We start from the raw sequence: 23,436 nt of genomic DNA on the forward strand, positions 1-23,436 counted from the left end.
CGATCGTCGCGCCTACCCAGAGGAGACGGCCGAGCGCATCCCAGGTGCCCGGGTACGTGTTGCCGTTGCACGGACCAGCCGGGCAAAGGTTCGAGCCGGCACGACCTGCGTTGCCACCCGTGATGAGCGGCGGATCGTTGTCGGTCAGGTTGTTGACACCGGCACGCAGGTTGATCCGATCCATCAGCGTGTAGGTTGCCGACAGGTCGAGGTAGTTCTGCGCCTTCACGTGCAGGCCCGGATCGAAGTTGAACGCACCGTTGACGGTGTTGCTCGGATCCAGCGTTTCCGCCTTGACCTTCCCGATATGACGCCACTGCAGCGACAGCCCGAGGCCGAAGTTCGACGTCCAGGTCGTCCGCAGCTTGTGCCTCCAGGTCGGGATCGGCGCCGACGCGGCAACCGTGCCGCCGGAGCAGACCGGACCATAGCGGCCCTTACAGGAGTAAGGCTGCGACAGGCCGTTGTTGACGTCGTACTTGTCCATGTACGTCCCGACGAAGCTCCAGCCGAGCTTGCCGAGGTTGAACAGTCCATGGGAGTAGGACGCGTTCACGTCGAGGCCGGCTTCCTTGATCGTCGCCGTATTGACCGGCGTGTCGACCACGAAACCGTTCGGCGTCAGCCAGATCGAGCCGGCGGCATCGCGCTGGATGAGAGCGCAGGCCGGGGACACGAACGTCGCGGTCGTATCACCAACGCAGGTGTTGATGATCGCGTCCGCACCATAGCCCTGGATGGCGTTCTCGAGCTTGATGTTCCACCAGTCGATCGTCAGCGCGAACCTCGGGATGAAGCGCGGCTGGATGACCGTACCGATCGTCCAGGTCGTGCCCTTCTCCGGCTTGAGGTTCGGGTTGCCGCCGAGCAGGCCGTTATACTGGCCGGCCGGGTTGGCAGTCGGCGACTGGCCGACGACCAGGCCCTGCGCAAGGCAGCCATAGTCGGTCGCGGTAATGACCTTGGCGCAAGGATCGTTGGCGCCATCGAGGCCGACGAACTGCGGAGCGAACAGCTCCTGGATGTTCGGGGCACGAGCCGCACGGTTGTACGAGCCGCGGAACCGGATGTCGCTCACCGGAGCGAACTCGGCCGAGATCTTGTACGTGTCGGTGTCATAGCCACCGCCGCTGCTGATGTCGTACCACGACTTCCGGTAACCGAGGCCGATCGTGAACTCCTCGATCCCCTGGTTCTGGATGATCGGGATCTGGGCTTCGCCGAACACGTCCCATACGCGGAAGTTGCCGCTGACTGGAAGCGTCGGTGCACCCTGACCCGTCAGATCGCCCGTCTGGAACGACGTGTCCGGGTTCAGCTCGAGCGATTCACGCCGGTACTCGACACCGACGTTGATGCCCACGCCATCTTCCGCCCACGGCGTCTTGATGCCGGCATCGCCAAGCAGGCCGGTGATGTCGAAGTGGCCGATCTGTTCCGACGTGATGCCCTGGATGACGCCGAAGACGTTCAGGTAGTTGATCGACGCCGCCGACGGAGCTGCGCCGAACGGATCATACGGGACGCAAGTCGGATCACTGTTGTCGAGCACCGAGCGGCAGACGATCGACGAACCGGGCGTTCCGACCGGGACGACGACGCCATTGGCATCGACGTTCACGGCGTTGAGCGCGCGGTTCAGGCGAGCGATCGAGAACTCGTTCTTGTAGACCTGCGTGTAGTTCGTGCGGCCGTACTGGAAGTAGGCGTCGTACGAGAAGATGCTCGACAGGTCGCCCTTGGTTCCAAGAACCCCGCGCCACGCCTGGTGACGAAGGTCGGAAATACGCGGGCCGCCTTCCGTGTTACGACGGAGAAGCTGGAAGAACGCCTGGTTATAGGTGTTGCCGCGGGCGTCGAAGAAATTGATCGGCGCCGCACCCGGGTTCGGATTGTACGGAGCGCCGGTCGCCAGCGGGAAGTTCCCGACGAAACCGTTGATGACGTTGTTCGGATTGCCGCAGATCACCGCCAGCTGCGCAGCCGACATCAGCGGGTTGTCGCAGTTGATGGTCAGCGTGTTGCCGAAGTCGCCCGAGGGCGCGATCTGCGCCAGCGTCCGGTCGTCCATGAACATGAACTCGAGGTACGGCTTCAGCGCAGGGCTGATCTCGTAATCGGCGAACGCGCCGGCGATGTAACGCTCGTCCGGCCGCTGGAAGTAGTTCAGCGGCGCGAAGTTGTAGAGGTTCTGGGCGAACGGCGTGATCGTTCCCGGCCCGAGTGCCGCAACCGTCGACGTAATGGCCGTGCCATTGGTCGTCGTGGTCGCAAAGATCACCGCAGTGCCCGGGTTCGCAGTGGCGGAACCACCGCAACGGGGAACGCCACCGCCGGTGTTCTGCAGCACGCACGCCGAAAAGTCGCGGTCGCGCTGAAGAACCGGCTTGGTGTTGCGATAGCCGAAGTAGGCAACGGCATGGCCGCGGCCGTCGTCGAAGCCGGCGCCGATGGTGACCGTGCCGTCGAACGAACGTCCGTCAGTCGTGCTGCCGGTCGGAAGCGGGAAGCCGCGAGCGTTGATGATGTCGCTCACGTGAAGGCCGCCGCTGACGCTTGGATCGTCCTGGTTGTGCTGCCAGATGCTGTAGTTGCCGTCGAAGCGGATGCCCTCGAAGCTGGTATCCATGATGAAGTTGACGACGCCTGCGACCGCGTCAGCACCGTACACGGATGATGCGCCGCCGGTCAGGACTTCCGCCCGCTTGATCAACGCTGCGGGGATGACGTTCAAGTCGGCCGACAGGTTGCTGCTGTTCGGATCGCCCGGCATCATGCGGCGGCCGTTGATCAGAACCAGCGAGCGCTTGCCGCCCAGGTAGCGAAGGTCGACTTCGGCCGTACCGGTCGCGCCGTTCGACACACCGGACGTCTGCGCGGCGCCGACGGACGGGAGCTGGTTGAGGACGTCTTCGATCCTGGATGTACCGGAGAGCTTCACGTCCTGGTCGGAAACGACCGTGACCGGTGCAGCCGATTCCAAGTTCGGCTGCGGAATGCGCGAGCCGGTAACGATAATGTCCTGTCCGGACTCAACGGCATCCCCATCGGCGGCGACCGTTGGAGTCGGCTGCGCCTCAACCGGTCCGGTTGGCTGCGAAGCCGCTGGATCCGCTGACTGCGTGTCCTGTGCCCACGCCGGCGTTGCCAGCGCAGCCGTACCGACCAGCAAGGTCGATGCGAGCAGGTTTTGACGGAAGCTCGTCTTCATTTTGGTCCCCTATTTCTCAGGTGCATTCAACTAACTGAGGGAGCCCGGGCGGATGCCCGGGCTCCCAAATTGATCAAAAGATTTTGGCTTGTGCGTTGATGAAGAACGTCCGGCCACGGAAGTCCCATCCGGACTGCAGCGGAATGTTCGCGATGGTGTTCACGAACGGATCCTCGGCAGTGATCTTCGGCGGCTTCTTGTCGAAGACGTTCCGAACACCGGCCGTCAGGCTGTAACGGTTGTTCGGCTCGTACCGAAGCGCCGCCGTGTGCAGCCAGTAGTCCTTGACCGAGAAGTCGTAGACGTTCGTTGGGAAGTCGGCCGGATCGACCAGGAAGTCGTCGTTGGTGTGGCCGATGTAATCGACACCCCAGCGAGCGTACCACGGACCCCAGTCGTATCCGACGTGACCCGTGCCGGACCACTTCGGATTGCCGATCGAACCTTCGAAGTGCGTTGCCGCGAACGCCGGATCGTTCTGGTTGACACGATCGATAATGCGAACCGCATTGATGCCGAGGTCGAGCTTGCCCGGGCCCAGCTCGCGGTCGTAGCGGAGGGTGAAATCGATACCCTTCACCATGTCCGTCGCGACGTTGATGTACGACTGGACGATCGTCAGCTGGCCGGTGCCCGATCCGGTGTACGGATCACGGGTGACGAACTGGCAATACTCAGGCCGCGTTCCGTCGTAGCAGCCACGGGCGAGGTTGCCCGCACCAAGCTGCGACACGCCGTTGTTCACCTCGATGCGGAAGTAATCGATGGCGAGCGACAGGTTGCCGAAGGCCGGACCGAAGGTCGGCTGGATCACCGTCCCGAAGGTCAGGTTCTTCGACGTCTCCGCCTCAAGACCCGAGTCCGCTCCACCACGCTGAAGAACCGTCGTGCTGCCGTTGTTGATGAAGTTGTTGGGCAACCCATCGGCAAGGCAGTTGGCGACGATCGTCTGGTTGGTGACGTTGAAGAGGCTGGTGCACGGATCGGTGCTCTGAGCCGACAGGAAGCCCGTCGTCGAACCCAGGAACTGTTCGTACAGCGCCGGAGCACGATACGAGGTGCCGTAGCTGCCGCGGAACGACAGCCAGCGAACCGGCGACCAGATACCGCCGATCTTGTAAGTCGTGTCCGAACCGTACGAATCGTAGTGGGTAAAGCGGCCCGAAGCGTTGAAGGTCAGTTCCTCGGCGAACGGAACGTTGCGCAGGACCGGGAACTCAAGCTCGGTAAATGCTTCCCACACACTGTCGGAGCCCTTGGTGATCGGCGCCGAAGTGAAGTTGTACAGGTTGTTGCGCTGCGCATCGGACGACGGGACGTCGTTGATGCTCGACTTGCGGTATTCGAAGCCGACCACAGCCTGCGCGTTGCCACCCGGAAGGCGGAACAGCGGTCCGTCGAACGTCGCGTTGAAGGTCGTTTCACGGAATGCCGTGTGACCGACGACGTCGTCAGTAATGTAGTCGAACCATGCCGCCGCGGCCGTGCGAGCCTGACCGCCGATGATCGCATTGCTGATCGCTGGCGCGGCAACGCAGCTGCCGGTTGTGTCGACGCAGACGAAACGCGCACCCGGAGTGTTCGCAATCGTCGGGACGAAGCCAACAGGCGCCGTCGGAGGAACCACGATGGTCGAGCCATCGGCGTTGACCAGGCGAACGTTCAAGCTCTGGGCGAGACGATCCGCGAGGATCTGCTCATAGCTGTAGGTGCCGTCAGCCCAGCTCTTGTTGGCGTAGAAGTCGTAACGCCACGTCGGCAGGAACGGCAGGTCGCCACGGAAGCCGGCCGAGAACTTCACGAAGTCCTGCGTCTGGCTGCTGTCGTAGATGCCGTAGTCCGCGAACACGCGAACGCCGATGGCGGAGTTCACCCGGCGCGGCTGAGTTGTGAACAGACCGCCATTGGCTGAGAGCAGCAACGGGCTGTTCGGGGCATAGTCGAGCGTCAGCTGGCGCTGGCCATTCTGCTGCGACTTGCGGCGGGTGATCAGCAGTTCCGAATAGAGCTGGCCGTCACCGAAGAAGCCGGTGTCGTAGGTCGCCGAGAGATAGCCCGTGTAGTTGCGGGTCGGCGAGATGACGTCCTGCTTCAACATCGACGGCGCGAAGGTGTCGCGCGGCTGACTGGTGTTGCTACCGAAGCCACCACCCGTGGTCGGGTTGTAGATCAGGCCACCCACGCACTCGAACCCCGGAAGCGTCGATCCAGCCCCGGCGTTTGGACGCCAACGGTTACAATAGAGATAGTAGCCCGGAGGATTTGCTTCAAAGCCGGGAGCAATGTCGCTGCCCGGATTGTCGACGAAGTAGAAGCCAGTTCCGATCGTGTTGACCGTGACGCCGCCCTCTTCGAGCGGGAAACACTTGTTCGAATCGTTGAAGCCGAGCGGGCTCAGACGACGCTGCTGCGGGCAACGGGTCCAGGGCAGGTCGCCCTGCGTGATGCGGTTGCGGTCGAACACTTCGATCGAGCCGAGGATCGAGAAACGCTCGCCCGACGTGCCGGCGGTGATCGAGTAACGCTGCGACGTGCCCGCGCCGACTTCCGGCGCAGTGATGTCGGCTTCGACGGCAAGGCCGTTGAACTTGCTCAGCGTCACGATGTTGACGACGCCGGCGACGGCGTCCGAACCGTAAATCGACGACGCGCCGGTGTTCAGCACTTCGATCCGGTCGAGGATCGAGGTCGGCAGAACGTTCAAGTCGGTGGCACCGACCTGTCCGCGGGTACCGGCCGGAGCAATACGGCGGCCGTTGAGCAGGATCAGCGTACGCGTTGCACCAAGGCCGCGCAGCGACAGCGTGTTCACGCCCGGGCCGCCTTCGACGACCAGGCCGCCGAAGGTGTCGGTGATCTGGCCCGTGCCGCCGGTGACGCCGACGCTCTGAAGCACTTCAGCGGTCGAGTTGAAGCCGGCATCGACCGCGGCGTCGCGGTTGATGACGGTGACTGGGTCAGCGCTGTTGAAACGGTCGCGGCGGATGCGCGAACCAACGACAACGACGCCCTGGTCTTCAGCAGTCGTCGTGGTCGCGCCCTGGGCAATCGCTTCTCCCGCCGGAGAATCGGCGGTAGGGCAATTGGCACTCGGGTCACGCTGATCCGCAGGAGCCTGACACGGATCGCCGCCCGGAACGGCCGGCGCCGGAGTCTGCGCATTCGCAGGCGCTGCAGCAGAGAGAGCAAAAAGCGCTGCTGCCGAAACAGACGACAGCGCCAACGTCTTTGAAATTCGCATAACCCCGATTTCCCCGAAACAATTCGATATCGGGGTCCTGTAGTGCGAATCAGACCATTAATGAGAAGACAAATTTTGGTACGATACGTACTTTACCGCGCATTGTGACATCATGGTCACAGTGTTTCGGACAGGCTGATGACGCTGAATCAGCAGGCCGGAAATTGCGATTGGCAGCAGCTTCGAGCGCTTCGCGCCGGAGCGTTGGTGAAGGAGAAGGCACGACGTTCGCGGACCATGAATTCCCGCGCGAGATCAGGCCGCGATGTTGAGCCCGTCTTCGAGCTGGTGGGCTTCGGCCCCGACCTTGGATGCCTTAGCCGCTTCCTCCGCAACGCGCAGGAGCGATCCACCGAAATAGTCTCGCGCGACCTGCTGGAGCGCACGAATCCGGACAAGTTCCGGCGTGATCGCAGGTGTATAGACATAGGGAATGCGGCGATCGGTCGAGCTGTGCGAGCCGTCGATCTTGTGCCGACGCAAGATGCCTTTGGTGCACAGGCGCTGGAGCATTGCGCGCAACGCGCTGTTCGAAATCTTGCGTGGAAGCCGGGCCTCGAGGAGTTTCGCGGTCATCCCTCCTTCGAGATAAATGACGACTGCAACCTCGCGCTCGCATCGCGCGAGATTCAGCACCTGAGGCGGAATTGGCCCCAGTGCTTGTGCTCCACCCGGATTGTCACCTTTGCGCACGGCAATATCCTCAAACCTGAGCATATATTAGTGCGTTTCGTACTAACGTCAATTTCTCGTTGGTTACAACAATGCTACGCCCGGCCCCGAGAACGTCTCGCAACCGGCTTAGCCACAATTTTGATTGAGCGCTGGTGACCCCAACGGGACTCGAACCCGTGTTTTCGCCGTGAAAGCAGCGGCGACAGAGGGTGTCGCGAACAGTTGCGAACAATGATAAACATCTGCGAACACAGGATTTTTTAAGTCTCACTGCAAAACTTGTTCTTGGCCGTTCGCGGCCTTTCGGCTATGGTTTTGCAGTGAAATTGCAGTGAAAATTTTGGGGCATTCGCATGGCCAGGACCGCTCGAGACCGGAAGCTTGACAGCCGCAGCGCACGCGCCGCGCTGCCGATCCGAAACGCGCCCTATTGGTGCGCCATCTCGAAGGGCCGGACCCTTGGCTATCGCAAAGGGCGGAACGGCGGGTCCTGGGTTGCAAAGTACCGGGCGCCGGGTGGCGATCGATTTCAAATCGCGCTCGGCGACGCTGACGATCACCTCGACGATCACGCCAATGCCGTCTTGAGCTTCTCGCAAGCTCAGGAAAAGGCGCGCGAATGGTTTGGCGAGATTGAGATCAACGAAGGGCGCCGTGTCGGCCCCTACACAGTGAACGACGCTCTCGACGATTATCTGTTCGCCTTCACCGGGCGCTCAAAGGACAAGACGAGCTGGGTCGCCGATCGTTACATCCGCCCAGTGCTCGGCGACCACCAGGTCCGTACGCTGACAACAGACACGATCCTTCGGTTTCACCGCGGTCTCGCCGAAGCACCCGCCGGCTATCGGCCGACCAAGAAAGGGTTCAGGAAGATGCGACCGGTGACCGAAAGCAACGGCCGCCCTCGCCGAGCGACAGCCAACCGGATGCTGACCGTCCTTCGCGCTGCTCTTAACCGGGCATTCAACGACGGGAAGGTCGGCTCCGACCTCGCCTGGCGCCGAGTGAAGCCGTTTCCGAAGGTCGATGCTCCCCGGATCCGATACCTGAATCCCACAGAGGCGATACGTGTCGTCAACGCGGCGTCCCCGACCTTCAGGCCGATGATCCAGGCCGCGCTCCTGACGGGCGGCCGCTAGTCCGAAATTCACAAGATCCGGGCGATTGACGTCGATCTTACCGCGGGCGCGATTCACTTCCCGGACACCAAGTCCGGCAAGCCGCGCTGGGTCCACCTGACCGACGAGGGCATCGAGTTTTTTCGGCGTCACTGCTTGGCGAAGAAACCGGATGACGTCCTGTTCACCAATGAGAATGGGCGCCAGTACGGCGCAAGTCATCAAGTCCGCCCGATGAAGGAGGCGATTACCGCGGCTGGACTCGAAGGGGTTGGCTTCCACATTCTACGCCACACCTACGCGTCCCGCTTGGCGATGGCAGGCGTGCCTATTGCGGTCATTGCAGAAGCGCTGGGTCACGCCGACGAACGGATCACACGCCGCCACTATGCGCACCTGTCGCCATCCTATGTGCGCGACGCAATCCGAGCGGGGCTTGGCCGAATGGGCATATTCGAAAGCGACAACGTCGCTCCGCTTGTCGCGTAAAGCTCGGAATTAAAAGGTGGTGCCGGATTTTCGCGTCCGACGTCACGGAAACTCAACAATGCAGCATTTCGAGTTAGTTTGAGTTGACATCCGCATCGCCGAGGTGCCGCTAGCCAGGCTTAAAGAGGTGCTTCCGATGGTATGCCAGATAGCTGCTCTGCTTCGATGAGAAGGTTCCTACGTTAGCGACGGCGTGGAGCCCCCAGGCAGGCCAGATATCCGCAGCAACCAATCGGGATCGCAATACAGTCCCATCATCATCGAAGCTGATCAGCCCGCGGTCAAAAAGGCGATCGACGTGTGGGGACAGCAGCAGGCCATTACACCCATCTAGCTTTTCAAAGTCTGACGATTTCGACCAGGGTTTGATGTGACTCGCGATCAAGAGCGTCTGATCGGTGATGCCGGTCAACCGGCATCTCTTCTCGTTCAATCGAACGTTCGCCTTGAAGATTCCTTGTCCTCGTCGCGCCTGTACAAGTTGCCTCTTTTGGGTCTCCCCGATGTCGGTCCTACCTTCGAGCGCAACCTCTTCCCGGTCGTCGTCCGCATCTCCAATGTTCACCTCATTTGCGACGACGGCCTCCAAAGTTGTGCCCATTCGGCCCAATATAACCCGCACGAAGCCCTCGGAGACCTCGGCGAGATATACGCCTTGGTTTCCGTCGCCAGATCGTTGGAGAGGATCATATTTCCCTCGGAGGTGAGGCAGGAGATCAGCAATGAAATCCTTCGGACGGACAGGGTCGCTCACCACCTCAAATTCAGCCGGCACGAACCAGCCTTCTTTTTCCCAGTAGGCTCCGGCGCTGCCGAAATCGGGTTTGTCCGCAGACACTGCCGGACCTGTCGCGATGCCGATCGCTTTGATCCGGGTATCGCAAAACGACAGTATGAGGTCTCCGGGCGCGACCTCAGTCATGTTCACATAGAACTGGTTTCGGGAGCCGTTTCGATTGACCTTCGGAGACCACAGGAAGCCTCCTGGCACCTCGTGTTTATATGTCTGATTTTGATTGACCCACCAATAACGCATCGCCGACCCCCAACTCTGCACTAACTAAACCTTCGACTGATCTCCTCAGCGATCGGAATATCGGCTGGCGCGAGTTCCGCTGTAAGCAAATCGATTGGTGCGAGCCATTGGACCTCGTCGTGAACGGTCAAGAACACGTCACGTTTGGCTGCCTCCGCTACCACTGCGATCAAATTTATTGCACCGCCGGGATACCTAAAAAGCGATTCAATGAGTGTCGGACCCGGCTCTACTGCCAGCGACAATTCCTCATCTAACTCCCGTACAACGCAGGATTGCGGAGTTTCGCCAGGTTCCAGCTTTCCGCCCGGAAATTCCCACAGTCCTTCAAGGTTCTGACCGGGAGCGCGACGAGCAACCAACACGCAACCCTCATGGAAAACAATCGCGGCGGCGACCTGTTTGACGTTTCCGTGCCGATGCCGCGACATCTCTGATCAGCCAGCGATCAACAACGTTCGTGTGTCGTGGGTCGATCTGCGACCTACGACGAACTCGTCAGTATCCAACGCGGGATTGATCATGGCCGTCGCGAAGATGACCTGGTGGTCGGCTTCGATACTCGACGATCTGTCGACCAAGAGTTGCTGGAAGTTTTGGCTCCTCGCTGGTTCCATACCCTTGTCCTCGATGGTGTCCAGAATGAGGAATCGAAGGTGACGGAACTGGCCGTCCCGAGCGGCAGAAAATAGGAATGCCGCGAGGAATGAGTTTTTCAGGTAGACCTTGGAAGATGCCGAAAAGTAGCTTTCCCCATCAACTGAGATTTTGTCTTCCCCGAAACTGAACGTGACGGTTTCGGCGTTCTGGAAAGAGTCCTGCCTCGGCAGATCATGGTGCAGGAAATGTACCGTCTCCGTTGCCACTTCCGAATATGCTTTTGCCAACCTCTGGGCCTCGGAAGCCTTCAATCGCTGGTTCGTATCGACCAGCTCGGTAATGTTGGCTGCCAATTCTGCCTTCTGGCGCGACATTTCGTCTAAGCGACCGATCAGCGCAGCCTTTTCATCTACTCCTTCGAGCTCGCGCTTTAGATATCCAAATCGCTCATTCAGAGCCCTGAGCCGATCCTTGTCTTCGGACATTGGGGACCGGCGAACTCGTGTCAGCTCGCTCTTGGCCGCATCCCACTTCGCTCTGAGTTCTGACTTCCGCTGAGCGACTTCCTCAAGAGCCTTTGAACGATCGCCCTGCAACGCCTTCGACTGTTTCACCTGAACGATCATGTCGCTGATTTGGCTGACCATTCTCTTGCGAAGGCGTTCCTCATCGAATGGCTCTTTGCAGAGCCGGCACGCATGCGGATTATTTTCGGCCGCGAGTGGCGCGAAACAGACCGGACACCACTCGTATTGAACCTCCGAGATTGTTGCCGCGACGGTCGAGGAGTTCTGAAGTGCCTGAACTTTCCTCTCCAAGGTCGTGATGAAAACCTCGGAATCGGCGAAGTCCAATCGCAGCGCTTGTTCTCGATCTTCTAGCTCTGACAGCTCTGCTTGCAGCCGCTGTACTTCTGTAAATGCGCGCTCCTGAGGCGCGAGGCTAAGATCGCTCGAAGCTTCTCCTAGATAAGCTCGCTCCTCAGTCTTCGCGATCTCTACGCTTACTGCTTCCAGCTCAGCTTCGACCTTACGCCTTTCTTCGTCCAGCCAATTCAGTGTTAGACTATGTTCAACTCCCGATAGGAGAGCGTAAATCGTTCGCAGTGAAGCATCTATGCTTTGAAGTTCCTTCTCCAGTTCACGTATGCGAAGCTGATTTAGATATATATCAGCATCGTATGCCCCGAAGAGGAGTCTACCTACGGCTTCCCTAAGTGCTGGAGTATCAAACCTCTCTTCTCTGAATATCTTTTCGACTGGGCTCAGCTGATCAGAGTAGAGAAGTCTGAGAATTTGGTGGAGGGTCAACTTCCCCGACGCCTCTGTCTCAAGCTCAGGAACATTCAACAAGTGGAATACAGCTTGGGAAAAACTCTCCTTCGACTGAGACGTCCTGTAGGGGTACCTCGTCCAAGCAGCGGTCGGCGCTTGCTCAGACTGGGCCAAATCCCCGATGAAGATGTCCATCGGCTGACCGCTTTGCTCTGAAATCGCTCTCGAAAGGGTGACGATACTGCCGTTCAGCGACACCTCAACCGCAACCCGGTCACACAGCTTCGCGTGCTCGCTCCAGGTCGAGATGTCTGCGCCCAGCCCGTACGCAAGCAAGTTTAGAATGGTCGATTTGCCTGAGCTGTTCTCACCGCTGATGATATTCACGCCCTTGTGAAATGACGCACGATAGGCGTGTTGAGCGCCGCGATAGATCGCCAGCTCACGGACCAGCAGCGTCGGCTCAAACAACATCGTATCGAAACTCCGCCAAACCAGACCGATCTTTCAGCCCGTTTGCGCCCTGAGTCGGAAACGCTGCCCCCAGGGCTTTCAACGTATCCATCAGGGAGCGCTCGTTCTCGTTCTGTTCCTCACAGAGGTCAAGTAGCGGAGCCGGTACACGGTCGCGGCTGAGCCGCAGCTTTTCGCCGTCGGCGTTGGCTAATCCTTTCGCGAGGAGCGTCTGGCTCGCTGCCGTCTGAGCTTCCGCCATTCGTGCAAAGAGAGGCCGGCTGGCTGGGAGCGTGTCATAGGGAAATCGCGGTTCAATGGGGGTTCGTTTCACCAACGATCGCAGAGCTGGCGTCAGGCGAGCGCTCTCAATCCGTTCGGGAAAAAGAAGGAAAAAATCGAGAATGCGTAGTGCCATCGGATCCAAGCCGTCTGGACATGCGAGCAGAATCCGAACCGACCTCAGGAACGCGTGGTACGCATCGAATGCGGGATGATAAACGAGCTGAGTCATGCGTGCCACCGGACGTAGCATCGCTCTGCAAGCCAGTACGTCATGCCCAGAACCAAGCCATGATTTAGTGCGAAAGCGCCGAGGCCATACTCTTCGACGACCTTCTGGATGATTTGACCACTGATGATCTGATCCAGCTTGGTGACAGTGGCCTCACCGCAGACCGGATGCACGTGTGCTTCAAACTCGCAGTGGATTCGGTGCAAACACAGCGCCAATAGCTCCTGTGCCGCTCCGTAGAGCGAGTACTTCGTCAGGAATTTTACGAAGAGTTCCTTGTGCCTGATCGCCAAGGGAATTTTGTCGGGCCGCCCGCACTTCTCAAGCTTGGCTTCCAGTCCGATGACACCGTCAGGCGCATAAGGTTCTTCGAAGAAGGCGAGATTGTCGATCCACTGCTGCTGAATCTCGTCCTTTTCCATCTCCTTGGTGAGGCGCTCAACAAGCTCACGAACTTGTTGATGCTTTATCATATGGACGTTCGTGATCTTGTCGCGGCCAACGATGTCGCCGCCGGCGTTCGCGCCGCCCTGATTGACGCTGTCCGACACTGACTTAGTCGTTGATCCGAGTGACCTTATCTCGGCCGACGATATCGCCGCCGGCCTTGGCCTTTGTCTGATCCACATAGTTGCTGCGGCCAGACTGGCGGTGCGAACGGAAGCGTAACGCGAAACCGCCGCCGATGATGGCAAGCACTGCTGCCAAGATGGCTGCCCAATGCTCGGACACGAACTTCGTAACTTGGTCCATTTAGCCTCCCCCCGAGCCAGGCGGGTATGGCTGTTTAGTTCAACAATCACAAGCGCTTCCCAAGCAGCTACTAATTGAGCGCTCAGCTATCATTTGAGCCAATACCCGTAAGACGCCGAACGGTGCGTTGGCCCGGACGTTGAGGAAACTCGACGGTGATGATCGGCTTGCGTCCGCGTTCGACTAAGCGCGCACCGATCAAGGCGAGATTAAAGACGACGTTCAGTTCTTCAGTGTCAGCGATGAGGTGATACGGATCGTCAACGATCCGCGCTTGGTGCCACTCATCTAGGACCAGGTAGTGTGAAGCCGTTGGGCAACCAACGAGGAGGCTCCCAAGCTGACCGCTGTCCTCCGCGAAGGTGGTGAGGAACTCATCGACTTCATCTGCCGGTCCGATCACTTCACACCCTCCGTGAGTGAAGACCGCGTGTAACATCGCGGCGGAGGCGGCAGCCGAGAGGTCCAATTGCACTTCGCTTGGGGGAATTCCGACTTTGCTTAGCGCGTAGCGAAAAGTCGTCTCGATCGCTTCGGCGATGCTGAAGCGCGCGTGCCCCGCGCTGCGAGTCGGCAGCTGGCCCCGTCGTCTCCACACGCGCTGCATGTCTGTGCTGAGCGCGCTGATGCGAGCCAGTTCGCCGGGCGTATATTCGGCCTTGGTGAGTGTCGCGCGGGCCAACCGATCTTGAAGCGCAGCGCTCATCAGTCGGACTCCACAATCATCTGGATTCGGGAAAGCGGGATGAGTGCCGATCTGTTTGAGCAGACGCCAAACTCGTCGGGGACGTCGATCAACTCGCCTGCGACAAACCTGCCTGACCCGACAAGCCGTTCAACTTCGTTCACGGATGCAGCAGCCATCTCGACCGGCAGGCCGCTCGGATGTCCCGTCAGATAAATTGTGAATCGTCCCATTTCGAACCTCTATTCTTGTTTTGTTCTGTCGATTCGCAAAACACGAGTAAACCGTGAGTGTTGACCCGGTTTGGAACTGTTGTCAAAGAGCCTGTGAGTTCAACAGGGCACGGAGAGGTGGTGAACAGATTATCGGTTGGTGAACGGGCATTGATTTTGCACTCGCTGTGCGAGGGCATGTCCATGCGCTCGTGCGAGCGAGTTTTTAGGAAGCCGTTTGGGACGATCAGTCGGATTGTGCGTGAGGTTGGGGACTGGGCAATCGACCATCAACGAAACCTCGCGCCCGTCACGTGCGATCGTATCCAGGTCGATGAGCTTTGGTCATTTGTCGGCGAAAACGATCGTCGTTCAGCCCTTAAGAGGGGCGATGGCGGGGTCAGCTGGGTCTATCTTGGAGTAGATCGCCGCACGAGCCTCGTAATCACCTACCACATCGGCCTTCGTGGCAAGGTCGATGCGACGAAGTTCTTTCGGAAGCTCGATAACAGTCTCGCAAAGGACGCTTCAGGAGATTTCATTTGTCGGCCGACAATCGCGTCGGACGGAATGAAAGCGTACCGTGACGCGGCGGAGATCGTTTTCGCGGATCGAGTGAATTTCGGTCAGTATTCGAAAATCTACACCGACACTGATGATAACGAGGAGCCCACGCCGAGAAGCAAGTTCGCAGGCGCGCATCGGCTGATTGTTATCGGCCAACCCGCTTTGGAAGACATCACGACCTGGCGAGTGGAACGAGAGAACGGCTTCGTTCGGCAGTCAAACCGCCGCCTCACACGTAAGACGAACGCATTCTCCAAGGCTTTGGAATATCACGAGCGCCAGCTCGCAATTTCCATCATGTTTCGGAACTACTGCTGGATTCCCCGGCCGAAGCGTCCGACCGATGGATCATCCAGTTGGGTCAAGCGGGTTCCCGCAGCAATTGAGTGTGGCCTGACTGATCGTGTCTGGACTCCGGAAGACATGATTGTCGCCGCCGATGAGTTCATTGCTCGCCAGGGGAAGAGCGAACCGTCGCTGGAACAGCCGACGGCGCGCGATCAGGAAAAGCGCTTTTGGGTGGTCCATCAGCCGTACCACCAGAAAGCCATGATCCACAAAGCTGAATGTTCATCCTGCAAAGGCGGTTTGGGCAGGATGGATGGAAGCTCGAAGATAACCTTTTGGTGCGGCCTTCCTACTCTTGAGGAGGCAACTGCTCTCGCTGCGGAGAAGGAACCCGACGAACACAAAATCTGTAAGAAGTGCCTCGGGCAATACAACACGCTGACCCGCTATGGCCGCAGGCTTTGATGTGGGCAGGCGCAATCAACCCTGATCGTAAAGTTCGACGGCCTCTACAGCGGCCCTGATCGCGTCAGATTGTTCCGCGTACTCGATGGTCCGCCGGATTGAGGGTACTCCGAGCGCCATCAATGTCACGATGCCCGCGCCAACCTGTAGATGGTGCTCACTGTGATCAGGGTTGCGATAGCGGCGGCTGGGTACTCGGTTGTTCGCATAGTCGCCGATTAGAAGGATGATCGGAGTGTCAGAATTGTCGGCAAGCTGGAGTTCAATGCCCATCCCAGTGGACGGGAAGCTCGCGTCCGCCACCACGATGTCCGATTCCTCGACCATCCGACGATCCCAATCGTAACAAAGCGCCGGCTGCTCGTTTTGAGGCTTGGTCTCTAACTGCGGATCACTATCGACCAGAGCGTACCTCACTTGTTCGACGGAGGCGCTTGCTTGAAGCGCCGAGGCGAGAGCATGGATGTAGCCGACGTACCGTTCGAAATGCTCGGCCGGAACATGTGTCAGCCCGCACGCAACATAGACCTTCATATGCCCAGCTATACGGGTAGTCGCACGTTGGGCACTAGTATCTGGTAGCCCGTCATTTCCGCGGCGACTTCATCGATAAACTGCGGCGGCGACATCTGGATGAATTCCGTCAGGAGCCAGTTCCGTTGCCCGTTAAGCAAAGAATTCAAGTGAGCTGGGTGGTATCTGCTGAGTTCGCTCAACCTGTGCATCGCCGCCAGCGTGATGGTCAGCTGTTCGCGCGCGATGTCGGACGGCGTATCAACTTTGAGATACCAAAGGGTTGAGGCTCCTTTGATGTACTTGAGGCGACCCCTAACGATGCGATTTAGATCGCGGAGATGGCCTAGATCGGCGGTTTGAGGATTGGTCGCGGTGGTGGTTACCACAAAGTCCACGGACTGGATTACTCGTTTCACGCCACGCGGATAATGTAAGAAATTCGCGGGCAGATACCGCCGGTAAGCCTCCCAATCGACATCGTTGGCAACGTACGCCTCGAATCTGGTTTCTCCTGTGATGTCGTCACGGGTGAAAACAGGTTCCACGAGCGGCAGGAAGATGTCCCTGCGGGTGGGATATGTGAGGCAATACGTCCGGTGAATATGGACGAGATTGTATAGGAGCTCCTCCAAGCTGTGGACCTGTCGGGTCTCTGTCTCACCGAAGTAGGTTGAGAGCGCGGGAAGCACGCCGCTGTTGAAAATCCGAATGCCTTCATTGCTCAGTACGATCTTGCCGCCAGGCCGACGCATATTGCGGCTACCAACCCCGTGTTTTGGTGCAAAGGTGATGCCGCGAGCAGTCAACAGCGCCTTTATGGCATTCATGAACGAGTAGTAGAGAACAACCGGCTTGGCCTCGATCGGCAGTGACTCGGCGCTTCGGTAGAACGACGCCGACTGACGCCAGAAAAACAAAGCGTCATCTGCGTGCTCACGGCGCAGCCAAAGGTCCACGTACACGAACGGGTCATTCGTGAGCACGTTCGGCATGTCGAAGCGTGCAGTGACGATCGCCTTATGCGGCCGGAGTTTTTTCTGATCGAGCCGAACCTCTGTCACGGCCGCGGTTTAGAGCACAGCTGTTGAGAAGCAATCAAACTGCCGTGGCGTGAAGTTCCACGAGCTTTTCCACGTCGATGTTAAGTCTCCGTGACACGCTTCTGAAAATCAGTCACCACCAATTAAAACCAAAACTTGACATTTGTTCACCTTTTGTGCTAAGCCTGCACAACGCTGTAGCGCAGCGCCTTGGCTTACTTGGCAAGGGGGACGAGATGGCTGGCGAAGTCAGTGACCCTTCCCTGCCAGACCGCGTGCGTCATTGCCGTGGTGCCCGAGGGCGGCACCCATGATTACCCTGTCTCGGTTTCGTAGGATCGAGGCGGCAGTCGTCCGAGCTGGTCATGGTGAGGATGTTCAATGGGCCGAGCAGATCGGGCAGCCTGCTGACGCCCGTGAATTCGCCGGGATCGCCATCAACGTCGTTTGCAATTCAGGAATGAAGTTCTCGATCGCTCGAGAGATTTTTGGTCGATGCATGGCGGCGCTGGAGCAGTCCGGTTCGGTCCGGGGCGTGTTCGGCCACCCGGGCAAGGCCCAAGCAATCGAGGTCATTTGGTCAGAGCGGCAGTGCTTGTTCGACCAGTTTCACGCTGCAGAAGACAAGCTCGCCTTCTGCGAGGCTCTTCCCTGGGTTGGGCCGATCACGAAGTATCACCTGGCTAAGGACCTCGGCCTAGATGTCGCCAAGCCCGACGTGCATTTGGCGAGGCTCGCACGGCGAGACAGGATCTCCGTCCAGAGAATGTGCTCGAGACTGGCCCGCCAGGCGAACCTTAGAGTGGCCACCGTCGACACAATCCTTTGGCGAGCCTGTGCCACCGGCATTCTGGATTCTGACCGGTATGACGGTGAAGGCTGGCTTGCGGCATTCCGCGGCCACCCAATCGTAAACCACTAGTTCCGCGGCGCTGCGGCGCCGGCTTCATCACCGTTGGCTCCACTCAACGGCACGCGTGCCGGCGACGCTGCGCGTCCAAATTCCACCAAGCGAAGGAGGTCAGAATGAACTGCACTGCACAGTCGAGTTGCGTTCCGAACGTTCCTCGAGCCGAACAGATCGCACGACTGAACGACAAGCTCCGCACGACAGCGACTGGCGGGACCGTGCTCATTACTAGTGGCATCAGGAACCTGGGGGAATTCAATCCGCTCGAGCTACTGCACCGGCTGGCAGCGTATCAGGACTTTGATGCCGATAGCGACCCTCATGGCGAGCGCGACTTCGGAGCAATGGACCTCTGGTCAGCGGAGCTCCTTTGGAAAATTGACTATTACGCACCGGATCTGATGTTCGGTTCAGAAGATCCAGCCGACCCGACCAAGACCCACCGCGTCCTGACCGTAATGCTCGCCGAGGAATACTGAGGTGTTTGTCAGTCTTGATGGGAGGGGCCAGTGCGCCCCTCCTCCGTCGGCAAAGCTCCCGGGATCGGGCCTGATTCAACCGCTTTGGCACGGCGACGATTGTCTGGGTTTGAGCGGCCTCTTCGCCATTGTAAACGCCATCAGGCTACTCCTGGCACCTGCACGAGGAATAAGCGCCGCCGATCAGCATGCACTTTTGAGGATAGGCCTGCAATTCCTGAACGGTCGGCTCACGCCTGAGCAAGCCGTGATTTGCGGGCTGCGGAAGACGCTTTGGCATTCGCTCGCTCACTCACTGTGCGATCACGCCAGGCGTAACTTGGGCCACCTCGTCCGAGTTGAGCGAATTATGATGTCGCCGCTCGCCGATCGAGGTGACGCATTCAATGTCATCCACCAAACCGTTCTGGAAAGACGGGCCATGCTTCTGCTGATGCGAGGCGGCAGATACTCCGTCATCAAAGGCTACTCGCCTTCGAGCTTTTCCTTGTTCGATAGTGGTGGTTCCTGGTGGATGATGAAGAATGTCACGGGCGTCTGCGGAGATTCAGGAGATGCTCGCCACGTGTTCTACCCGGCGACGTTCCTGGCGATGAGCGCCTAAAACAAAAGGCGTCTGAGCCCGTCGTGAGGTTTCTCCTCAAATTGGCCTTTGAGAGGTCGAGGCCGACCTGTCGCGGTACTTGGCCCCGCAAGCCGGCTGGACAGCATCGGAGCATTGAGTACCGTTCCTGCTGTTGTGGTGCCGGAGGGCAAGTTTGTCAGTGAGTTCCGGAGCGTCCGTTGGGTTCGTTATTCTTTCGCACGCCCACCCCGAGCAAGCGCTTCGGCTCGTGGATACATTGAACCGAATGTATCACTTCCCTCCCATCGCGTGGCACCACGATCTGTCACAGTCGCCGCTCGATGTGGCGAAGGTGCTCCCGAACGTACGCCTGGTCACGCCGTCTCTGCGCACTGGCTGGGGAAAGTTTAGCGTGGTCCGCGCGTTCCTTGCTGCTCTGGAACTTCTCTACACCTCGGATGATCCGGATTGGTTCTGCCTTCTGAGCGGCGCCGACTACCCGACATCCAGCGCCGATGCCGTACTGCAGGAGTTGGAGGCTGCAGAATGCGATGCGTTCCTCGACGTCCATCAGCTTGGTCCGACGCGACCGAGGGCGCAAATTGTCGGGGACTGGAATCCTTCGCTCGCTCACTTGGAAACGTCCGAGCAGTACAGAGCCAAGGACCGGTTCTATAACAAGGGCCAATTGTGGGTACCCTTGCTGAGGACGCGTCCCAGGCTCCGACTAGGTCGGCACACGTTCCATCTGCCGATTGATGGGAGGCATCCATACTCAAGCCACTTTGGCCTGTTCTGGGGCGATCATTGGTTCACGGCAAACCGCCGGGCAGCCGACGTCCTGCTCTCACCGACGGCCAATCACCGAAAATTGGCACGCCATCTTACTCGGCGAGTATTTCCCGAAGAGTGCTACTATCAGACAGTCCTCTGCAATTCCCCCCGCCTTACCATCTGTCGCGACAACAGGCGCTTCGCAGTGTGGAATGGCGGAGGAGCCCACCCGATGATGCTTGGCGAGGCAGAGCTGCCGCCGATTCTCGCGTCCGGCGCACATTTCGCAAGAAAGTTCGCGCCCGGCGCGCCAGTGTTGGATGATCTCGATCGTACATTGCTTGGGTAGCTTGAGGCTACGGTAATGCCGGTTCGAATCAGCCAGAAAAGACCGCGCCACCGACTATCAAAATACCCAAAGGCACCTGCCAAGGCGAGCAAAGGTCACCACCGAGTCGGTGATTGGGAAAGGCGCAGAGTGCGACGCCAGAAAGTCGTCGATATAGGGGCCTGAGGGAGTGCTTCGAATCACTCGTAAGCGACAATCGCAGACCGTCATTGTCCCTTGTCGGATTTGCCCATGCTCAGGCGTCGCGGTCCGGCATTTCGCTACCCCGATTAGATCGAAAGAGTTTCTTCAATGGATACCAGATCAGCCCCAAGGCTCCGATTCCCACGGCGGCGATGAGCGCGAATAACGAGCCGATGAAAGCAAGTCCGGCTCCTGGACCCATGTAAGCATAGGCGGGATCAGCAGCGAAGAGTACTGCCAAAGCGAGCACGGCGACGCGCATTCTTCCCTCCTCGATCGAGAGCAGCGGCTATCGGGCTCGTACCTCAATGGCCGATTATTAACCATCAAATCCGAACCGCCCGTAGTCTCTATTTGGGATGCTCGCTAATCAGGTCGTCGCACCGGGCCGACTGCATCGCTAAGCCGCGCGGTTAAGGACCACTGTCATCAGGACTCCAAGATGCATTTTTGGTTTGCGATCGCCGCGACAATTTTCGCGCTCAGCACGACCATAATCAGTGTAGCCTTGATTGTTAGATCAGGATTGGAACGCCGTGACCCAAAAGTTGATCGACGCTCAATCGCTCGCCCATCGTCGCATCTATAGATCCTGACACCTGCCCCAGCGGTTTCCGCACGTGCTGCATTCGGTCGTCAGGTTGTTCCAACGTGCATCGTGGACAATTTTGGTAGCGAGTTTGGTGAGAACGATTTTTGAGGACGCGGAAGCCCGTCAATTGCGGGAGCTGCTGGCTTGGCAAAACTCAGAGCAGTTCAGGTCCGAGAACAGGCCTCTCTTGCCCGACCGCTCAATGTGGAATTGGCGTCCCGCCGGAGGACGGCTCACAGGCTTTCCTATTGATCCGCATCGTTGAACAATCAACTAATCTTCGATGACCCATTCGGACGGTGGAGGCGGCGGCTCGCCAGTCTTCCAACAATCCAGATCCGACGACCACTGAAGGATCGCCAAAAGTATGGGCTGGGGGATATACGGGCAGGTCTCTTCGATCGCAGCGCGAACGCCGCGCAGATAGGCGTCACGAAAGAGCTCTTCTTGGTCCACCGGGATTTGGGTAGTCCCTACCTGCACTTCCGTCATTAACCTGAATTGTATTGGGTCCCCTCGTCAGTGAGTATCTGAATGCTGCCCATCCCATTCGAGATTGGCAAATTCAACCATCGCGGCGTCCCATATCTTGCGGTCGTGCTCGTCGAGCGTCTCCCGAGACTCTACCGTCACGATCAAACCTGTTTTGCGGTAGGCATAAACGACCTGTGGCGGAGCCCTATCGGCTATAAGTGCCTCTAGGATGCCTGGATCGCATCTGGTTGAATTGGTGAGACGGTTCATCGGGAACAGAACCTTAGGCTTACTATCGCGCTCATCGTCGGAACTGCCGCCGCCGGGGACCGGGTTGGTGCCCAACCACCTTCTCCCGATAGACGATTCGTCCCTTCGATAAGTCATAGGGAGTCATCTCGACATGGACTCGATCCCCGACGATGGACCGTATCCGGAAACGGCGCATCTTCCCTGCCGTGTAAGCAATGATCTTATGCTCGTTATCCAACAAAACACCGAAGCGCCCGTCGGGTAGAATTTCATCGATTACGCCTTCGACTGTAAGCAGCTCTTCTTTCGCCACGGATTAATGACTTGGCGAAGTCGTGAGCGAAGATCCTTGCTCGTGATCAGTTTCATCCGCCGCGACGCTCAGGCAGGTGAAGCGCGGCCGCGAAGCAATTCGCGGTGTCTCTGTCGCTGAGACTAGACGAAGCCTTGGCCGAAGCTGATGAATGTTGCTGTGAGAGGAAACCATTTGAAGCCTTTCGAAGACGGAGTAGCAGTCTGGCCAACATTATGGGCCGTGCAGGCCGATGCTGCGTCGAACCATCGTATCGATCCAATCATCAGTGCCGTCCGATTGCGCGTCACCGACCTGGCGGAACTCGTTTGGAGCTGCTGGAGGCCGTCGGTGCGGCTTTACCCGCCTGGGACGCTTGGCCAAGCTAGGAGCCTTTCGAAAGTAAGTCCTGTTCGGTTGATACTCCGTCCGATTTAGGAGACGGCTGGTCCGAACTGGCCGTCTCGTCCCCCACCTTCAGGTTGATCGCACTCATCTTGCCCGGGCGTTCCTCGGCCAGATCATAGGAAATGCGCTGGTTTTCGCAGAGCCCACTCATGCCCGCCCGCTCGACGGCGCTGATGTGCACGAACGCGTCCCTGCTGCCGTCGTCGGGCTGGATGAACCCAAAGCCCTTGGTGGTATCGAAGAATTTTACGGTGCCGATCGGCATTTTGATTTCCCTTCCTTTGGGCGCCGGACATCGGCGACCTCTGCTAGAAGCTGCGTGAGAAGGAAAAAGGGCCGCTAAGCGCCAAAAACCGTCAGTTGTAGACTGGTAGCCTCAAATATGTAGCAGCCAATGGGCAGCTTTGTAAGCCGGGAACGAAAGTCATTCCGATGTTTAGGTTTAGATGTTGAATCGTGTTAATGGCCCTCATCGCGCGATTTCTTCGACAGGCTTGCGCAGCTGAGAGACCGATCGCGTTCCCGCTGGCGTTTTGGGAGCGTCTTATGGACCTCAATTATCTTACAGAAGGCAACAAGTCTCCTTGTTCAACGCCGACAATGCTGCCTGCGGCAGGTCGCGCCTTGCACATCAGTAGTTGGCCGACGCCTACGCCGCGCTCATCTCCGTAGCGAAGAACAGGAACGACGCCCGCATGGTAAGTCCCATGGCCTCAGGCGAAGGATCGCCCAAGTTGACGCGCGAGATTTTTCCGAACCTCAGCGAGAAGTTCGTCGCCCGCCCAATGCGTCGAAGCGAATGTCGGGATCTCGGCCATTCTAAGGTGGGAAACATGAAGTTACACGGCAGCACCGAGGGAAACCTCATCTCGGCAATTCGCAGCGCCGGTCGCTTGCGGCAACGTCCGGTTCACGCGGACACCATAAAGTTCTGGTCAGACCTCGTATCGCACGCACGGACCGAATTGTCCTCCTGCGTGGCCTTGCCGTCGAACGGGCTGAAGCACCTGATTTCGGA

General features: G+C 58.6%; 24 protein-coding genes and 2 pseudogenes. 7 read left to right on the forward strand and 19 right to left on the reverse strand.

Features of this window, described 5'->3' with window-relative positions:
* The 4 genes and pseudogenes from ABD928_RS05440 to ABD928_RS05450 form a co-directional block, all read right to left on the reverse strand.
* The coding region (locus ABD928_RS05440) for a TonB-dependent receptor domain-containing protein (RefSeq protein WP_345166841.1) at positions 1-3,211 on the reverse strand (3,211 nt) is incomplete at its 3' end.
* A gap of 73 nt (positions 3,212-3,284) precedes the next feature.
* The gene (locus ABD928_RS15380) at positions 3,285-5,309 is read right to left on the reverse strand and encodes a TonB-dependent receptor (protein WP_425569735.1); all 2,025 of its coding nucleotides are present in this window, start codon (positions 5,307-5,309) and stop codon (positions 3,285-3,287) included.
* Between the two features lie 525 nt (positions 5,310-5,834).
* Positions 5,835-6,452: pseudogene (locus tag ABD928_RS15385) on the reverse strand (TonB-dependent receptor plug domain-containing protein); the annotation flags it as partial.
* Positions 6,453-6,707: 255 nt separating this feature from the next.
* Positions 6,708-7,145: a BlaI/MecI/CopY family transcriptional regulator gene (locus ABD928_RS05450; protein ID WP_187716030.1), complete on the reverse strand. Its 438-nt coding sequence runs from the start codon at positions 7,143-7,145 to the stop codon at positions 6,708-6,710.
* 335 nt (positions 7,146-7,480) lie between these two features.
* Between ABD928_RS05450 and ABD928_RS05455 the strand changes: the two genes are divergently transcribed.
* Positions 7,481-8,269 (forward strand): hypothetical protein, encoded by a 789-nt coding sequence (locus ABD928_RS05455; RefSeq protein WP_187716029.1) that lies wholly within the window; start codon positions 7,481-7,483, stop codon positions 8,267-8,269.
* 6 nt (positions 8,270-8,275) lie between these two features.
* Positions 8,276-8,737 carry a tyrosine-type recombinase/integrase gene (locus ABD928_RS05460; protein ID WP_187716063.1) on the forward strand — a complete coding sequence of 154 codons (462 nt, stop codon included), beginning with the start codon at positions 8,276-8,278 and terminating at the stop codon, positions 8,735-8,737.
* Positions 8,738-8,846: 109 nt separating this feature from the next.
* Here the strand turns inward: ABD928_RS05460 and ABD928_RS05465 are convergent, their stop codons facing one another.
* The 8 genes from ABD928_RS05465 to ABD928_RS05500 all read right to left on the reverse strand — a co-directional run bounded on the left by ABD928_RS05465 (position 8,847) and on the right by ABD928_RS05500 (position 14,285).
* Positions 8,847-9,773, reverse strand: coding sequence for an HNH endonuclease (locus ABD928_RS05465; protein WP_187716028.1), 927 nt, complete (start codon positions 9,771-9,773; stop codon positions 8,847-8,849).
* 20 nt (positions 9,774-9,793) lie between these two features.
* The gene (locus ABD928_RS05470) at positions 9,794-10,204 is read right to left on the reverse strand and encodes a (deoxy)nucleoside triphosphate pyrophosphohydrolase (RefSeq protein WP_187716027.1); all 411 of its coding nucleotides are present in this window, start codon (positions 10,202-10,204) and stop codon (positions 9,794-9,796) included.
* Positions 10,205-10,210: 6 nt separating this feature from the next.
* A complete protein-coding gene (locus tag ABD928_RS05475) occupies positions 10,211-12,121 on the reverse strand; it encodes an AAA family ATPase (protein WP_345166853.1) in 1,911 nt (636 codons plus the stop codon).
* Positions 12,111-12,614: an ABC-three component system middle component 5 gene (locus ABD928_RS05480; RefSeq protein WP_345166856.1), complete on the reverse strand. Its 504-nt coding sequence runs from the start codon at positions 12,612-12,614 to the stop codon at positions 12,111-12,113. Before ABD928_RS05480 ends, ABD928_RS05475 begins: the two co-directional genes overlap by 11 nt.
* Positions 12,611-13,165 carry an ABC-three component system protein gene (locus ABD928_RS05485; RefSeq protein ID WP_345166859.1) on the reverse strand — a complete coding sequence of 185 codons (555 nt, stop codon included), beginning with the start codon at positions 13,163-13,165 and terminating at the stop codon, positions 12,611-12,613. Before ABD928_RS05485 ends, ABD928_RS05480 begins: the two co-directional genes overlap by 4 nt.
* Before the next feature lie 4 nt (positions 13,166-13,169).
* On the reverse strand, positions 13,170-13,367 hold the full coding sequence (locus ABD928_RS05490) for a hypothetical protein (RefSeq protein WP_187716023.1): 198 nt from the start codon (positions 13,365-13,367) through the stop codon (positions 13,170-13,172).
* An 82-nt stretch (positions 13,368-13,449) separates the two neighbouring features.
* A complete protein-coding gene (locus tag ABD928_RS05495; RefSeq protein WP_187716022.1) occupies positions 13,450-14,073 on the reverse strand; it encodes a hypothetical protein in 624 nt (207 codons plus the stop codon).
* The gene (locus tag ABD928_RS05500; protein ID WP_187716021.1) at positions 14,073-14,285 is read right to left on the reverse strand and encodes a hypothetical protein; all 213 of its coding nucleotides are present in this window, start codon (positions 14,283-14,285) and stop codon (positions 14,073-14,075) included. Before ABD928_RS05500 ends, ABD928_RS05495 begins: the two co-directional genes overlap by 1 nt.
* 120 nt (positions 14,286-14,405) lie before the next feature.
* Here ABD928_RS05500 and ABD928_RS05505 point away from each other — a divergent pair, with 120 nt between their 5' ends.
* Entirely contained in the window at positions 14,406-15,584 is a 1,179-nt protein-coding gene (locus ABD928_RS05505) for an IS1 family transposase (RefSeq protein WP_187716020.1), read from the forward strand.
* A 15-nt stretch (positions 15,585-15,599) separates the two neighbouring features.
* On the opposite strand, the gene ABD928_RS05510 is transcribed toward ABD928_RS05505, so the two are convergent.
* Entirely contained in the window at positions 15,600-16,118 is a 519-nt protein-coding gene (locus ABD928_RS05510; protein ID WP_187716019.1) for a hypothetical protein, read from the reverse strand.
* Between the two features lie 8 nt (positions 16,119-16,126).
* Positions 16,127-17,161: a YaaC family protein gene (locus ABD928_RS05515; protein WP_187716018.1), complete on the reverse strand. Its 1,035-nt coding sequence runs from the start codon at positions 17,159-17,161 to the stop codon at positions 16,127-16,129.
* 289 nt (positions 17,162-17,450) lie between these two features.
* Here ABD928_RS05515 and ABD928_RS05520 point away from each other — a divergent pair, with 289 nt between their 5' ends.
* The 4 genes from ABD928_RS05520 (at position 17,451) to ABD928_RS05535 (ending at position 20,217) form a co-directional block, all read left to right on the forward strand.
* Positions 17,451-18,062 carry a hypothetical protein gene (locus tag ABD928_RS05520; protein WP_187716017.1) on the forward strand — a complete coding sequence of 204 codons (612 nt, stop codon included), beginning with the start codon at positions 17,451-17,453 and terminating at the stop codon, positions 18,060-18,062.
* 104 nt (positions 18,063-18,166) lie between these two features.
* A complete protein-coding gene (locus ABD928_RS05525) occupies positions 18,167-18,529 on the forward strand; it encodes a DUF3768 domain-containing protein (RefSeq protein ID WP_187716016.1) in 363 nt (120 codons plus the stop codon).
* 421 nt (positions 18,530-18,950) lie between these two features.
* Positions 18,951-19,133 (forward strand): hypothetical protein, encoded by a 183-nt coding sequence (locus ABD928_RS05530; protein ID WP_187716015.1) that lies wholly within the window; start codon positions 18,951-18,953, stop codon positions 19,131-19,133.
* Positions 19,134-19,362: 229 nt separating this feature from the next.
* Positions 19,363-20,217 (forward strand): beta-1,6-N-acetylglucosaminyltransferase, encoded by an 855-nt coding sequence (locus tag ABD928_RS05535; RefSeq protein ID WP_345166866.1) that lies wholly within the window; start codon positions 19,363-19,365, stop codon positions 20,215-20,217.
* A gap of 235 nt (positions 20,218-20,452) precedes the next feature.
* Here ABD928_RS05535 and ABD928_RS05540 read toward each other — a convergent pair whose 3' ends face one another.
* The 5 genes and pseudogenes from ABD928_RS05540 to ABD928_RS05560 all read right to left on the reverse strand — a co-directional run.
* Positions 20,453-20,662 (reverse strand): hypothetical protein, encoded by a 210-nt coding sequence (locus ABD928_RS05540; protein WP_187716013.1) that lies wholly within the window; start codon positions 20,660-20,662, stop codon positions 20,453-20,455.
* Between the two features lie 603 nt (positions 20,663-21,265).
* Complete coding sequence (locus ABD928_RS05545; protein WP_345166869.1) at positions 21,266-21,448, reverse strand: hypothetical protein; 183 nt, start codon at positions 21,446-21,448, stop codon at positions 21,266-21,268.
* A 63-nt stretch (positions 21,449-21,511) separates the two neighbouring features.
* Positions 21,512-21,811: a hypothetical protein gene (locus ABD928_RS05550; RefSeq protein WP_187716066.1), complete on the reverse strand. Its 300-nt coding sequence runs from the start codon at positions 21,809-21,811 to the stop codon at positions 21,512-21,514.
* Positions 21,768-22,031: a translation initiation factor IF-1 gene (infA, locus tag ABD928_RS05555; protein ID WP_187716012.1), complete on the reverse strand. Its 264-nt coding sequence runs from the start codon at positions 22,029-22,031 to the stop codon at positions 21,768-21,770. Before infA ends, ABD928_RS05550 begins: the two co-directional genes overlap by 44 nt.
* Positions 22,032-22,485: 454 nt before the next feature.
* A pseudogene (locus ABD928_RS05560) lies at positions 22,486-22,683 on the reverse strand (cold-shock protein); the annotation flags it as partial.
* Positions 22,684-23,436: the final 753 nt, after the last annotated feature.

This window comes from Sphingomonas daechungensis (assembly GCF_039543105.1).
Taxonomy (GTDB): Bacteria; Pseudomonadota; Alphaproteobacteria; order Sphingomonadales; family Sphingomonadaceae; genus Sphingomicrobium; species Sphingomicrobium daechungense.

Excerpts from the sequence above, each read along its gene's own strand:
- ABD928_RS05455 (WP_187716029.1), top strand. The coding sequence starts at position 7,481 with ATGGCCAGGACCGCTCGAGACCGGAAGCTTGACAGCCGCAGCGCACGC.
- ABD928_RS05475 (WP_345166853.1), bottom strand. The coding sequence starts at position 12,121 with ATGTTGTTTGAGCCGACGCTGCTGGTCCGTGAGCTGGCGATCTATCGC.
- ABD928_RS05530 (WP_187716015.1), top strand. The coding sequence starts at position 18,951 with ATGCTTCTGCTGATGCGAGGCGGCAGATACTCCGTCATCAAAGGCTAC.
- ABD928_RS05480 (WP_345166856.1), bottom strand. The coding sequence starts at position 12,614 with ATGACTCAGCTCGTTTATCATCCCGCATTCGATGCGTACCACGCGTTC.
- ABD928_RS05525 (WP_187716016.1), top strand. The coding sequence starts at position 18,167 with ATGAACTGCACTGCACAGTCGAGTTGCGTTCCGAACGTTCCTCGAGCC.
- ABD928_RS05490 (WP_187716023.1), bottom strand. The coding sequence starts at position 13,367 with ATGGACCAAGTTACGAAGTTCGTGTCCGAGCATTGGGCAGCCATCTTG.
- ABD928_RS15380 (WP_425569735.1), bottom strand. The coding sequence starts at position 5,309 with ATGTTGAAGCAGGACGTCATCTCGCCGACCCGCAACTACACGGGCTAT.
- ABD928_RS05540 (WP_187716013.1), bottom strand. The coding sequence starts at position 20,662 with ATGCGCGTCGCCGTGCTCGCTTTGGCAGTACTCTTCGCTGCTGATCCC.
- ABD928_RS05500 (WP_187716021.1), bottom strand. The coding sequence starts at position 14,285 with ATGGGACGATTCACAATTTATCTGACGGGACATCCGAGCGGCCTGCCG.
- ABD928_RS05510 (WP_187716019.1), bottom strand. The coding sequence starts at position 16,118 with ATGAAGGTCTATGTTGCGTGCGGGCTGACACATGTTCCGGCCGAGCAT.
- ABD928_RS05465 (WP_187716028.1), bottom strand. The coding sequence starts at position 9,773 with ATGCGTTATTGGTGGGTCAATCAAAATCAGACATATAAACACGAGGTG.
- ABD928_RS05520 (WP_187716017.1), top strand. The coding sequence starts at position 17,451 with ATGATTACCCTGTCTCGGTTTCGTAGGATCGAGGCGGCAGTCGTCCGA.
- ABD928_RS05470 (WP_187716027.1), bottom strand. The coding sequence starts at position 10,204 with ATGTCGCGGCATCGGCACGGAAACGTCAAACAGGTCGCCGCCGCGATT.
- ABD928_RS05495 (WP_187716022.1), bottom strand. The coding sequence starts at position 14,073 with ATGAGCGCTGCGCTTCAAGATCGGTTGGCCCGCGCGACACTCACCAAG.